The 12,853-nt window shown below is 61.9% G+C and carries 9 protein-coding genes and 1 pseudogene; 7 read left to right on the forward strand and 3 right to left on the reverse strand.

Features of this window, described 5'->3' with window-relative positions:
• Positions 1-6 precede the first annotated feature (6 nt).
• A pseudogene (locus ACWCOP_RS07940) lies at positions 7-2,052 on the forward strand (baseplate multidomain protein megatron); the annotation flags it as partial.
• Positions 2,053-2,298: 246 nt separating this feature from the next.
• Here ACWCOP_RS07940 and ACWCOP_RS07945 read toward each other — a convergent pair.
• Entirely contained in the window at positions 2,299-4,020 is a 1,722-nt protein-coding gene (locus ACWCOP_RS07945) for a RyR domain-containing protein (protein ID WP_478247748.1), read from the reverse strand.
• Positions 4,021-4,157: 137 nt separating this feature from the next.
• Positions 4,158-7,319 (reverse strand): TIR domain-containing protein, encoded by a 3,162-nt coding sequence (locus ACWCOP_RS07950; protein ID WP_478247749.1) that lies wholly within the window; start codon positions 7,317-7,319, stop codon positions 4,158-4,160.
• A 263-nt stretch (positions 7,320-7,582) separates the two neighbouring features.
• On the opposite strand from ACWCOP_RS07950, the gene ACWCOP_RS07955 reads away from it, so the two are divergent.
• Positions 7,583-8,284, forward strand: coding sequence for an IS6 family transposase (locus tag ACWCOP_RS07955; RefSeq protein ID WP_478247750.1), 702 nt, complete (start codon positions 7,583-7,585; stop codon positions 8,282-8,284).
• A gap of 169 nt (positions 8,285-8,453) precedes the next feature.
• Complete coding sequence (locus tag ACWCOP_RS07960; RefSeq protein WP_478247751.1) at positions 8,454-9,365, forward strand: LysR family transcriptional regulator; 912 nt, start codon at positions 8,454-8,456, stop codon at positions 9,363-9,365.
• Here the strand turns inward: ACWCOP_RS07960 and ACWCOP_RS07965 are convergent.
• On the reverse strand, positions 9,331-10,191 hold the full coding sequence (locus tag ACWCOP_RS07965; protein WP_478247752.1) for a peroxiredoxin-like family protein: 861 nt from the start codon (positions 10,189-10,191) through the stop codon (positions 9,331-9,333). The genes ACWCOP_RS07960 and ACWCOP_RS07965 overlap by 35 nt on opposite strands.
• Between ACWCOP_RS07965 and ACWCOP_RS07970 the strand changes: the two genes are divergently transcribed.
• From ACWCOP_RS07970 to ACWCOP_RS07985, 4 genes are all read left to right on the forward strand, one after another.
• Entirely contained in the window at positions 10,184-10,576 is a 393-nt protein-coding gene (locus ACWCOP_RS07970; RefSeq protein WP_478247753.1) for a hypothetical protein, read from the forward strand. The genes ACWCOP_RS07965 and ACWCOP_RS07970 overlap by 8 nt on opposite strands.
• 96 nt (positions 10,577-10,672) lie before the next feature.
• Positions 10,673-11,104, forward strand: a complete 432-nt coding sequence (locus ACWCOP_RS07975) for a cupin domain-containing protein (RefSeq protein ID WP_478247754.1) — start codon at positions 10,673-10,675, stop codon at positions 11,102-11,104.
• A 131-nt stretch (positions 11,105-11,235) separates the two neighbouring features.
• A complete protein-coding gene (locus ACWCOP_RS07980) occupies positions 11,236-11,631 on the forward strand; it encodes a hypothetical protein (RefSeq protein WP_478247755.1) in 396 nt (131 codons plus the stop codon).
• Positions 11,628-12,827 carry an MFS transporter gene (locus ACWCOP_RS07985; RefSeq protein WP_478247756.1) on the forward strand — a complete coding sequence of 400 codons (1,200 nt, stop codon included), beginning with the start codon at positions 11,628-11,630 and terminating at the stop codon, positions 12,825-12,827. The genes ACWCOP_RS07980 and ACWCOP_RS07985 overlap by 4 nt, the downstream gene beginning before the upstream one ends.
• Positions 12,828-12,853: the final 26 nt, after the last annotated feature.

A 12,853-nucleotide genomic window follows, 5' to 3' on the forward strand; every position in this document is an offset into this window, starting at 1 on the left:
CCCGACATGGCCACCCTTGTTCTCGGCGCGGCCGGCGCCGCCATTGGCGGTTCGATCGGCGGCGCGATCCTCGGCGTCAGCGCCGCGACCATCGGGGGCTTCATCGGCTCCAGCATCGGCTCGGTCGTGGACAGCTGGATCATCTCGTCGCTGGCGCCCACGCAGCGCATCGAGGGCGCGCGGCTCGACACGCTGCGCATCACCTCGGCCACCGAGGGCGCGGTCATCCCGCGGCTCTACGGGCGTATGCGCATGGGCGGCAACATCATCTGGGCGACGGATTTCCGCGAGGAGACGAAGACCACGACGCAGGGCGGCGGCAAAGGCGGCGGGGGCGGCAAGGTCAAGACCACCGAGTATCTGTACTACGCGAGCTTCGCCGTGGCGCTCTGCGAAGGGCCGATCACCGGCATCGGCCGCATCTGGGCCGACGGCAAACCGATGGACCTCTCCGGCGTCACCTGGCGCTGGTACCCCGGCGACGAGTCGCAGACCGCTGATCCCTTCATCGCCGCGAAGATGGGCGCGTCGAACACCCCCGCCTATCGGGGCACGGCCTATGTGGTCTTCGAGGAGCTGGCGCTCGCGACCTATGGCAATCGCCTGCCGCAGCTCTCCTTCGAGGTGTTCCGCCCGCTCGCCGATCCCGACACCGCCGAGGGGCTGACCCGCGCCGTCACCATGATCCCCGCCTCGGGCGAGTTCACCTATGCGACGCAGGCCATCCGCAAGACCGATGGCGGCGCGACGGTGCCCGAGAACCTGAACGCGCTGGCTGACTCCACCGACATGGTCGAAGCGCTCGACCGGCTGCAGGCGATGGCCCCGGCGGTCGAGAGCGTCAGCCTCGTCGTGGCCTGGTTCGGCGACGATCTGCGCGCAGGGCCCTGCAAGGTGAAGCCCGGTGTCGAAGTCCCGGAGAAAACAACCGACCCGCTGATCTGGACCGTGAATGGTGTCGTTCGCGCTGACGCGCATGTCGTGAGCCGCGATGATCAGGACCGACCCGTCTACGGCGGCACACCGTCGGATTTTGCGGTGCTCGAAGCGATCCGAGAGATAAAGGCGCGCGGACTGCGCGTGACCTTCTATCCGTTCATCCTGATGGACGTGCCGCCCGGCAATACGCTGCCGAACCCGTATTCCGACAACGCCGCCGAGACCGGCCAGCCCGCCTTCCCCTGGCGGGGGCGGATAACCTGTTCGCCTGCAGCGGGGTTCGCAGGGACCGTGGACAAGACCACCACGGCCGCCAGCCAGGTCGCGGCGCTGTTCGGCGCGGCCACGCCCGCGAGCTTCAGCGTCTCCGGCCAGTCGGTTTCGTGGACCGGGCCATCCGGCGACTGGGGCATGCGGCGCATGGTGTTGCACTACGCCCATCTCTGCGCAGCGACGGGTGGGGTCGATGCCTTCCTGATCGGGACCGAAATGCCGGGACTGACCACGATCCGCTCGAGCGCCAGCAGCTATCCGGCGGTGCAGGCGTATCGGGACCTCCTCGCGGATGTGCGGTCGATCCTCGGATCCGGGACGAAGATCGGTTACGCCGCCGACTGGTCGGAGTATTTCGGGCATCAGCCGGGCGACGGCTCGGGCGACGTGTTGTTCCACCTCGACCCGCTCTGGGCCGATCCGGAGATCGACTTCGTCGGAATCGACAACTACATGCCGCTCTCGGACTGGCGGGACGGCTTCGAGCATCTCGACGCTGCCGAGGGCTGGCCCGCGATCTACGACCGGGCCTACCTGCAGGGGAACATCGCGGGCGGCGAAGGCTTCGACTGGTTCTATGCCAGCGCGGCGGATCGCTCGGCGCAGGTCCGCACCGCGATCACCGACGGAGCCGCCGGCAAGCCTTGGGTTTTCCGCTACAAGGATCTGCGCGCCTGGTGGTCGAACCCGCATTACGACCGCCCGGGCGGCGTGGAGAGCGGCTCGCCGACGGCGTGGGCGCCGCAGTCCAAGCCGATCTGGTTCACCGAGCTCGGCTGCCCCGCCATCGACCGGGGCACCAACCAGCCAAACGTCTTCTTCGACCCGAAGTCATCCGAGGGAGGTGTCAGATTAAAATTTTGGCCGGAAAATCTTTGTTCAAATCCCTCGGCTCAGAGGGCGTAACCACCTGATTCTTGGTGGTGCCAATTTCGCAATGCCGCCGATGAATTCAGTACAGAATTTTCTTCTGACACTTCCAGCTGAGGGCTCCGCTCCCGGCACGCTCGCCACCTCTCCAACCATGGACAATGAAAGGCTCAGACTCTCGAAATAAACGAGGGACCCGAAGGGCTCAGGTCACGGCTATCGGCCTATCGCATCACTGACGCCGGCTGCATCCACCGCCGCGCGGTCCTCTTCAAGTTCCGGCGTCGGCGTCTGAAAGCCCTTCAGGCGAACAAGCCCGCCTGGTTTCTTCTCGACCCAGGTGGCCAGCTGAGCCGATAGCCTGATGTCATAGGCTGCGATCTCCGCCTCAAGCTCCTCAAAGGGCACCAGATTGGGATGCAGCCGCCGGTCATTGTCACGCTCGGGGCCATAGCGCCACCCGTCAAGCAAGCGGTCCGCCATCCAGCGTGAATGCTCCAGCCGGGCCACCGCCATAAGTTCGCTCGCGGTTCGAAAGACAGCAACGCCTTTTGCAATGGTGGGCCTGCGAGACGGGCTCAGATCGCCGCGCGTCAGCGGCTCGATGTCAAAACCAAGGCTCGCGAGCTTGGCAGGCGCATGGGCCACGGCGCGGCGGTTCGAATTGCGGAATCGCTCCTTCAGTTCAGCCCAGGGCCTGCCCGCCTCTCCTGACGGGTCCATATCAAGGTAGGTGGCGTGAAATTGTTGGGCGAGCTTGTCCGGTTCACGGTCAACAAGGCCGCTCGCGGCGATGATGTCGGCCCAGCTCGCGAACGGAACAAGCGCGCTGGCGGCAAGATTGACACCGCCAGGATGGGTGGGCAGTCCCGCGCCGTCACGGGCCGCCACAAAAATCGGAGCGGAGAACAGCCCGTCCCGGCGGGCGCGCTCCTGTAACGCCAGGGCGACCGATAGCGGCGCACCCCGTTCTCCGGTGGTAATGTAGACAGAGGTGAACCGAGCCAATCCATTGCGCCGCGTGAGTTCGCTGCAGGCGTCCTGCGTCATGGTTCGCGCGTCGCAGGCCAGGAAGGCGATATCGTAGTAGTCCGCTACGCCCGGATAGCGCGCGGCGAACGCCTGGGCTTTGGCCGTCGCGTCATGGTCCAGCACGGTCACCATCGGTCGTTGCTGCCCGCCCACAAGATTGGTGTGCAACAGATCCCGGATCAGCGCCTCGGCGAGCCCGCCAAAGCCGGCGATCAGGATATGGACCCGGTCCTGACCGGCCCGCACCGCAAGCAGGTGCGGCGGATGACGCGTGAAGACCGCGCGCGCCGCCGCCGCATGTTCAGATATCGTGATAAGCAAATCTCCCTTCCAGGCCTCACCTTCGGCCGGCTCAACGCTATGGCGGACATGGTTGGCGAGCCAAGCGTCGCGCACCAGAGCAAAGACCGGCAAGCGCGGCTTCATCCGGGCGATCGCAAGCGCGGTCTCGGCCGCCGACTCCTCGTGCATTTCGGCGATAACGGCGCGATCCGAGCCGCGAAGGCTGCCTTTGGTCAGGCCGGTCTGAACGCGCGCGTCGCGCGGCACGGATAGAATCCCGTCACGGTCAAACTCAAGCTGGTCGGTGTGGTGCGTTACCGCGCCGCGGCGCCGGCTGCGCCAGGCTTCGGCGAATTTGCGCGCAAGCGGGGCGTCGCCCAGAACGACCGCATGGCCCCAGCGAAACTCGGCCGAGAGACGATGCAGAGGCCCCCGTGAGAGCGTGTAAAGCGCCCGCAAAACCGCGCTGAACGCCACAAGGGCTCCGGTCAGGCGAGCGATCTCAAGCTGCCAGCCCAGGCCAGACAGCTGATCCCTCTGACCGCCGGCGTACTCATCGCCGAATACGAACGCCCGCAGGGTGCGGTAAACGATCTGCCCCCACCGCTGAGCGACGTCCTGCACGGCCCCGCCCCCTGCAACCGGCGCCAGCTCTCGATGCCACCCCCAGACACCTAGAACAACTGTCGCGATCGCAAGCAGCACAAGGAGTCCGGTGAAAAAGTGCCGGATAAAAAAGCTGCCCAGACTCACCAGAAACCTCATGGAGATGACTCCTGAGGCTGCAGCGCTGCGCCGCCGGTCTGACTGCGCCCAGGGTTTGCTTGCGCTATGACGGAGGCGAACCAGCCGCCAACCGCGTTGGTGTAATAGCGCGGCGAAAGCGGTCCGACCCGCTCGCACGGCGCGGCGTCGGGATGGTCCGAGCTGCCAAGGAAACGGCGGGACTCATCTGCGGTGAGCGAACGGCGGCCGGCGGGCAAGCGATCGCAAGCCGCTTCGACGAGTGCACGCCCCTCCAGCTGCCGGTCGGAGACATCCCAAACCCGCGCAGCGTTATCATCAGACGCTACAACAACCCGCCGACCATCAGGTGAGATATCAACGTGATTTAGTGAAATTTGGCTAAAGCCGCCCCGCGAAGGCCCCCGCAGCGCCACGAGTGCTTCACCGGTCTGCACGTCCCATAAACGCGTTGTATTATCATTTGACATAGTTACGACAGTCCGCGCATCGGGTGATAGAATTGCACTTTCTATCCCGCCTGAAAGCACGAGAAGCGTGTCGGCAGTCCGCACGTTCCAAATACGCGCGGTTCCATTGCCGGAAGTAATGATCGAACGACCGTCGGACGAAAACGCCGCTTGATGGACCGGGCTTTCGTCACCACCTAGCACCGCAACTATTTCACCAGTGGATATGTCCCAAACGCTTGCCTCCCCGATAAACCTTACTCCTCTATCCGGATTGTCCCACGAAAGTGTCAGCATGTGCCGGCCGTCTGGAGAAAACTCTGCATACCGAACGCTAGCTATATGACGCTCAAGCACGGCGAGCTCGGCACCTGATTGCGCGTCCCACACACGCGCAGTTTTGTCGGTGGATGCTGTAACAATTTGGCGCCCATCCGGCGAAAACGCGGCATGGTTGAGCCCCTCTATGTGGCCGGCGAGTACGGTGAGCTCATCCCCCGTCTGCGCATCCCAAACTCGCGCGGTGTAATCGCCGGACGCCGTCAAGATCCGCCGCCCGTCAGGCGAAAACGCGGCATGCGTGATAAATGATCCGTGACCGGCAAGCGCGGCGAGCTCATTCCCAGTCTGCGCATCCCAAACTCGCGCGGTGTAATCTCGCGCGATGTCACCGGACACCGTCAAGATCCGCCGCCCGTCAAGTGAAAACGCGGCATGCTTGAGGGAATTTGAGTGGCCGCCGAGTACGGTGACCTCATCCCCCGTCTGCGCATCCCAAACCCGCGCGGTAGCGTCAAACGACGCTGTCACGATTCTCTCTCCATCTGGTGAGAACTCTGCAAACCTCACGCTCTCCGTATGACCGAAAAGCACGGCAGCAGGGCCAATGGCCTGACCATCAAATAAACGTGCAATACCATCTGATGATGCAGTCAAAATCATGCGCCCGTCCGGCGAAAACTCCGTATGCAGGACAGGCCCCGCGTGACCGCTCAGCAAGGCAAGCTCATCGCCCGTTTGCGCATCCCAAATCCGCGCGGTATCACCGGACGCCGTCAGAATTCTCCGCCCGTCAGGCGAAAACTCTGCAGCATAAACAACAGCGCCCTCACGATTGGCGAGAGTAAAGCGCAATTCACCAGTCTGAGCGTTCCAAACACGCGCCGTGCTATCGCTAGATGCAGTAACGATTTGCAATCCGTCCGGCGAGAACGCAGCGCTCACGACCCAATCTGTGTGACCTCGGTGTACGGAAACAACATCACCGGTCTCGGCGTCCCACACTCGCGCGGTGGTGTCCGGAGACACTGTGACAACCCTCCGCCCATCTGGCGAAAAGGCTGCAGCTAAAACGCCGTCGAAGTGCCCTACAAGCGCAGCGACAGGCTCACCGGTGTGCGCGTCCCAAACCCTTGCAGATTCCTTTTCTGCTGTAATAATGCGCTGTCCGTCTGGAGAAAATTCAGCGTAAGTGAATAACTGCCCCGGACCAGAAAGTATAAATTTTATTTCACCATTTTGTGAATCAAAAACGGTTACTTCAGATGATAATGACCAGACGTTGCCACTAGGTGCGGATACGGAAACGACCTGTCGCCCATCAGGTGAAAAACTTGCGTGAAGCGTGCTGTTTTGATGTGAGAATAGCGCGTCACCGCTCTGAGCATCCCACACTGTGATGCTGTCGACGGACGCTGTGACGATCCGGCGCCCATCTCGCGAAAACTCTGCATGAATGACCGCGCCTTGGCTTTGACCTAGCACAGCAAGGGTTTGACCCGTGCGCGCATCCCACAAGCGCGCGGTTCCATCGCTGGAGGCCGTTATGATACGCGTCCCGTCCGGTGAAAATTTTGCATGCCTTACGGCTCCTTCATGTCCAGCGAGAATGGCCTCAGGTATAAAATTGAGTAATGCGCGACCTAGCTGAGAGTTAAGGTGAGCGCTCTCTGGTCTCACCACTCCCTCACCGGCATCTGTGCCCGCAAGTGCAAGAAGTATCCCCGTTTCATATCTTCCAGCGTCAGCCTCCTGGTCCGCAAACGCGGCCAGCGTGTTCGCGCGGTTCCTCTGCGCATCCCAGTAATTCGCCGCAGCGATCCAAAGGCCAAGCCCGGCGATGACCGTAAGCGCCGCGAACCCCACCGCCACACGTCGCGCGGTCCTTGCCCGTTTCTGATCCTCCCCGTTCTGTTTGTCCTGAAGTTCCGTCAGCTCAACGCCCAAGAGCCCAGCGGCGAGCTTCATAAAGGCGAGGTTCTTGCCGTCCGCATGGTCGCGCGCGTCTGCGGCGGCCGGCTCGGTCTCCCGAAAGGCCGGGGGGAAGGCTTCTGTGGCGTCGCCCGCGCCAGGCTCACCGTCAACGATCAGCGCGAAGACCCGGTGGCCCTTTCCGGTCGCACGAAAGTGCTCGATCTCTTCATTGACCCAATGCGTGCCCGTCTCGGCGTTGGGCGCCGCAGAGTTTGGCGAGCAGATGACGATCAGGCTTTCAGAGCCGTCGAGCCACTCGCGAACCCGGTCCGGCAAATCCCCCCCTGCGGCGGCCGTGGAGCGGTCACGAAAGACCGGCTTGATGCGCTTTGGAAGGGTCTCAAAAACCTGGCTGCGTCCCTCCAGACCGCGGGGAATGCGGTAGCCCTCAAGCTTGGTCTCGAGCCATTCCGCCCACGAGACATCGCGGTGGTTATAGCTGATGAACACACGGTAGCGATGCTCAATCTCTGACATGTCCCCTCCCCAAGCCCGACATCCGAAAGCCTACAACCAAATAGGCTCCGATGGACATAATATATTCTGATGCCAGTCGCCGAGAGTTGGTCGGTGCATTCCCGCGATTTAGCCAGGAAAGCAAACCAGGACAGTGGCTGAAATGAGCGGTTCATTTGTAATTCGTCGCACCGGCCACGCGTCGGATCACGGCGTCTGGTTTAAGAGGAGGTGTCAGAGGAAAACCGCTTGAGCCGCCCTGCCCGGCTCCGTAGCGTTCTCCGATGAGCAATCCGTTCCGATATTTCAAAACCTCGCCTGAGATCATCCGCTTGGCGGTGATGATGTATGTCCGCTTCCCGCTGTCGCTGCGCAACGTCGAGGACCTGCTCCACGAACGCGGTATCGACATCAGCCACGAGACGGTTCGGTTCTGGTGGAACCGGTTCGGGCCTTTGATGGCGCGCGAGATCCGCAAACGCCGGTCCCAGCAGCTTCGCCAGGTGACCCAATGGCGCTGGCATCTCGACGAGGTCTTTGTGAAGATAAACGGCGAGACGCATTACCTATGGCGCGCCGTCGATCACGAAGGAGAAGTGCTGGAATCCTTCGTTACAAAGAAGCGGGACAAGGCCTCCGCATTGAAGTTCCTGAAGAAAGCGATGAAGCGGCACGGTCGGCCTGAAGAGGTTGTGACCGATCGGCTGCGCTCATATCGAGCGGCCATGAATGAGATCGGCAACGCGGCCAGGCAGATCACGGGCCGCCATGAAAACAACCGCGCAGAAAACTCACACCTGCCGTTCCGAAGGCGAGAGCGGGCGATGGCGCGGTTCAGACAGATGCAAAGTCTGCAGAAGTTCGTCGCCGCCCACGCCTCCGTCCACAACCACTTCAACCACGACCGATCCCTAGAACGCCGACCTCGCTTCAAATCGCTCCGCGACGCGGCGCTCGCAGAGTGGCGTCAGCTTCTGGCTGCATGAGGCTGCGCGTCGTGATTTCGGAGACCAGTTCGCGTTAGTCTGACACCACCTAAACGAGGGACTGAAGGGTCTCGGGTCACCGATCGTGTGCGCGGCGCTGATGCTTGACACTTCCGCCTATCCACACACTGATAATCAGGGCAGCATGATGCTTGTGGGGACCTGATCAATGGACATGCAGCAGGTCGAGTATTTTCTCGCAGTTTCCAAGACGCTGAATTTTACGCGCGCTGCGGAGCAGTGCGACGTCTCGCAGCCCACACTCACCCGCGCCGTGCGCGCGATTGAGCAGGAGCTGGGCGGCGCGCTGTTGCGGCGCGAAGGCAAGTACACGCATTTGACCGATCTTGGCGAGCGCATGTTGCCGTTCCTTCGAAGATCATATGACAACGCCCAATTCGCCAAATCTCTTGCACGCGCGGTGAACGACGAGGCGATCACGCCGTTGTCTCTCGGGGTCGCCAATGGCGTGGACCTAGCCTTGTATATAGGCGCCATCAGCGAATTGTACCGCCGCTTTCCCGGCCTCCAGCTGCGTATCAACCGAGGTACGAACAGCTATGTTCTAGGGCTCTTAAAGGGCGGGCGCGCAGAAATCGCACTCGCGGGGCGCTTCATGGAAGGGTGGGATCGCCTTAACGTCGCCCGCCTGTTCGAAGACGAACTGGCCGTTTTCGTCGAGGCCTGCGACGCCTTAGCTAGCCAAGATGCACTCACGCTGCAGGCGTTGTCGGGCCGGCCCTTGTTTCTGAATGTGGGCTGCGACACGCTTGATCCACTGATGGATTGGCTAAGCGCTAATTTGGAGGGGTTTCGCGGCGCCAACGTCATCGACGGCGGCCAAGATATCGGGGAAATCGCCAGGGGCCGCCACGGGGCCATTATCGCTCCTGCCAGCGCATCAACCATGCAGGGTTTCGTGCGCAAGTCCTGCCCGGCGCTTGATTTAAGGCGCGACGTCAACGCCTACACCGTGTCCGGGCGCCCGCAGTCGTTATCAGCGGCCGCATTTCTCAATCAGATCAGGACGGCTTGCGCCCCCCCTTTCAACTTGCTGGCTGATCGGCGAGGTGGGCTATAAAGTCTTCCAGCGGCAATCGATTGCGGAAATCGACATCCAAATGCCGTTTAAGAATCACCCCATCGGCGCTGATGAGGAACGAGGCAGGGATCGGCACCAGCCAGCTTGCCCCTGGTTGATCAGCGGCCGGGTCGACGCCGAGGCGGCGGTAAAGGTTTGCCAGCTTGCCCCCGATGAGCACGGTGAGACCGAGCTGTAGAGCGTAGCCGTTGTCAACGTCGCAGACGACATCTATGGAAGGGCCGGGACAGACGCTACGCAATAGGTCCGGTCGCTCCGGTGTTACCCCGATAAGCGAGACGCGGCGTTCGGCTGCAGCTCCGACGGCCTGATCCATCCTCGTTTTTGTCAGCGTGCAGTAAGGACACCAGCGGCCGCGAAAGAAGGTGACGATGACCGGCCCACGGGTCAGGTAATCGCCAAGGCTGACGAGCCGTCCTCCGGGACCCGGCAGCAAAAAGTCCGGCATTATCGAGCCCACCGCCGGCGCTGAGCGCCCGGCCGCCGCCGCTTTCAGATTATCAATGAACGCTGCCACAGCCGGCCTGATCTCCGGATCTATCGTCTCTCCAGTTTCGGTCACGGCCTTCAGCGCGTCCGCGAGGGAGTTCTGGTTCATCAGTGTTGCAGCTTTTAAGTAGATTGATTGGTTATCACTTGTTTTTGATAAGAAGATCACGATCCTGTCAATTATCAATTTCTGTGTTCTCAGGCGTGAATAGAACCCATTCACGTTGCGATATTTAACGCGGCGTCCCTTTCCCGTATTCAGTCGGTGTTGACCACGTCCAACGCACCTCAAATACAGGGAAAACCAGATGACCAAGCAAGGCTCCGCGCCGAAATCGGAAACGAGCACCGCGCAAGCAAACGACTGGCGGTCTAGTGAAGCCTCAATCAAGGTGGCGGTCGACATGTGCTCTGAGCGCCTTCGCGCGGTCGGTTCGATAAATGAAGCCCTCGTTGAGGTCAGCTCCGAATGCGGCCGCCGCCAAGGTGAGCATTTTAAGGATGCGCTGTCCGACCTCACCGCACTTGTCGAGCTTTGCTCAAACCCATCAGATCCAAACGCCTTGCGCGACGGCGTCACCGAATTCGCAAACGCTATGGTTCACCGGTCTCTGGAACAGCAGCGCCTCGGCGTTGAGCTGTCTTTTGGACTCATACGCGCTGCGCTGGTCGCGGCGAAGCCCGGCGAAGCGGAACAATAGGCCGTCGAGCGGCCTGCCCTCTGTGCTCTCTCATATCGTCCATCTCCTGCTTGGAAAGGCTATAAAATGTTAAAACATGCGCTCTTTGGCGTCGTAATGATCGGCTGTGCCTCCACCCCGGCCTTCGCAGGCGAATGCCCAGCCGACCATGTGCGCGACACGCCCCGTGATCTGACCGCCGATGTCGGGCCCGTCTATGATGGTGTCCTAGCGGCCACTGTCGACATCAGCGGGTGGCGCGAGCAGGGCAACTTCATGCTGCGCTTGCGCACCGTGACAGTGCCGCCGCAAGGCATCGTCCCGCTGCACAGCCATGAAGACCGTCCGGGGATCGTTTACATCGTGTCCGGCGAGCTCGTGGAATACAATTCCTACTGCGATGTCCCGATAACGCACCGCGAGGGTGAAACCACGCCGGCCTTTGGCCCGGGCGTGTCGCATTGGTGGTCGAACCCGTCCGACGAGCCGGTGATCGCGGTCTCCACCGACGTCGTCCCGTTCGAGATGATGGACGACGACAACATGTAATCAGAAGCGCGCCTGGTGGGCCGGCGAGTTCCGGTCAGCCAGGCGCACACGATTATGCACACTGCGCTATCCCATCACCTCCCTGGAAACCCTGATCCATGCGCTCCCTATTCCACTGGATAGGCGTTATTTTGCTGACCGTGATCGGCCTTTTCCTTGTCGCGTTTGGTGCGCTGTACGCCACTGCGCAGGATTATCTCCCGTTTCACGCGGCCGCCGTACCTGAGGCCTCGCGCGAACCAGCCAGGGGCCTTTACGTAGCGCTCATGACGCTGGTGGGAGGCGCGTCAGGCATGTTGGGCGTGCTCGGTCTCTTTATGACGTGGACCTCCATCCGGGCCGGTTCAACCGACGCAGCAGTTGCAGTCTCCGCCAGCTATACCGGTGCGTTTCTGGCGGCGGCCGTCACCGCCGTCCGGCTCGCCGAGCACACCGGCGCGCCGACAAGTTGGCACATCATGGGCGGGCTGACGGCTGTGACGGCAACCGGCCTTGTCCTGATCTTCGCTGGGAGCGTCCGGCGATGAAGCCGATTTCGTCACCACTGGCGACGCCGTCCGATACAGGCGCGCTCAAGCGCGGCATGATGATCGGGCTAATCGCCTTCCTCACCTTGATTGACTTGTTTGCTGCCCAAGCGATCCTGCCGGCCCTCGCCGCGACCTTCGAGGTCAGCGCGACGTCCATGGCTTCGGCTGTCAACGCTAGCACGTTCGGTATGGCCGCTGGCAGTCTGATCACAGCGCTCGTGGCGCGGCGGATAGACCGACGCCTGGGGGTATGGCTTTCACTTGTGGTTCTCGCGGTTCCGACCGCGCTGCTGGTGCACGCGGGCGATATCACGAGCTTTGCAGCTCTGCGGGTCGCACAGGGGCTCTGCATGGCTGCAGCTTTCACCCTGACCATGGCGTATCTGGCCGAAGAGTGCACGCCCGACGAAGCGGCGGGCGCGTTGGCCGCTTACATTACCGGCAATGTCGCCAGCAATCTCGCCGGACGGATCCTTTCTGCCAATGTGGCGGAGTGGATCGGTGCGGCGGAGACCTTCTATATCTTCGCAGTGCTGAACTTGGTCGGCGCGGCGATCGCCTACGTCTATCTTCGACCAAGCCTAAAAAGGCCCAGCCGAGGCATGGTTCTGGCGCCGCCGCTACAGGCGTGGCGCGCACATATTTCAACACCCGGCCTGCCGGCCGCTTTCCTGGGCGGTTTTCTTATCCTCTTCGTCTTTCTTGGGATCTTCACCTATGTGAATTTCCTTCTTGCCGGACCAGGCTTCACACTCTCCACTGGCCAGCTGGGACTTGTGTATCTCGTCTTTCTGCCCGCCATGATCACCACCCCGCTCGCAGGACCGCTCGTGGCGCGCTACGGCATGCGCATCGGGCTTTTTGTTGGGCTTGGGATTGCCGCTGTCGGCCTGGTTTTAACCGTGCCCGCCAACCTTTCTGCCGTGCTTGCAGGACTGGCCCTTGTCGGCATCGGCACGTTCGCCGCCCAAGCCGCGCTGACCGGCTATGTTTCAAGCGTCGCCATGGGCGATCGCGCCGCCGCAAGCGGCTTGTATCTGACGGCCTATTACGTAGGTGGGCTGGCCGGGACGCTTGTGCTCGGATTGGTTTTCGCGATGGCCGGCTGGGCTGGCGTCGTAGCGGGATCTTTCGCCGCTTTGTGCCTCATCGCCCTTTTGTCTTTTCGCCTTGTTCCGCCCGCCTCCAGCTGAGGGTGTGCTTTCAAGGCTCCAAATGG

The sequence above is a fragment of the Apolloniradiicaulis salifontis genome (assembly GCF_053756655.1).

Excerpts from the sequence above, each read along its gene's own strand:
- ACWCOP_RS07950 (WP_478247749.1), bottom strand. The coding sequence starts at position 7,319 with ATGTCAGAGATTGAGCATCGCTACCGTGTGTTCATCAGCTATAACCAC.
- ACWCOP_RS07955 (WP_478247750.1), top strand. The coding sequence starts at position 7,583 with ATGAGCAATCCGTTCCGATATTTCAAAACCTCGCCTGAGATCATCCGC.
- ACWCOP_RS07960 (WP_478247751.1), top strand. The coding sequence starts at position 8,454 with ATGGACATGCAGCAGGTCGAGTATTTTCTCGCAGTTTCCAAGACGCTG.
- ACWCOP_RS07970 (WP_478247753.1), top strand. The coding sequence starts at position 10,184 with ATGACCAAGCAAGGCTCCGCGCCGAAATCGGAAACGAGCACCGCGCAA.
- ACWCOP_RS07975 (WP_478247754.1), top strand. The coding sequence starts at position 10,673 with ATGATCGGCTGTGCCTCCACCCCGGCCTTCGCAGGCGAATGCCCAGCC.
- ACWCOP_RS07985 (WP_478247756.1), top strand. The coding sequence starts at position 11,628 with ATGAAGCCGATTTCGTCACCACTGGCGACGCCGTCCGATACAGGCGCG.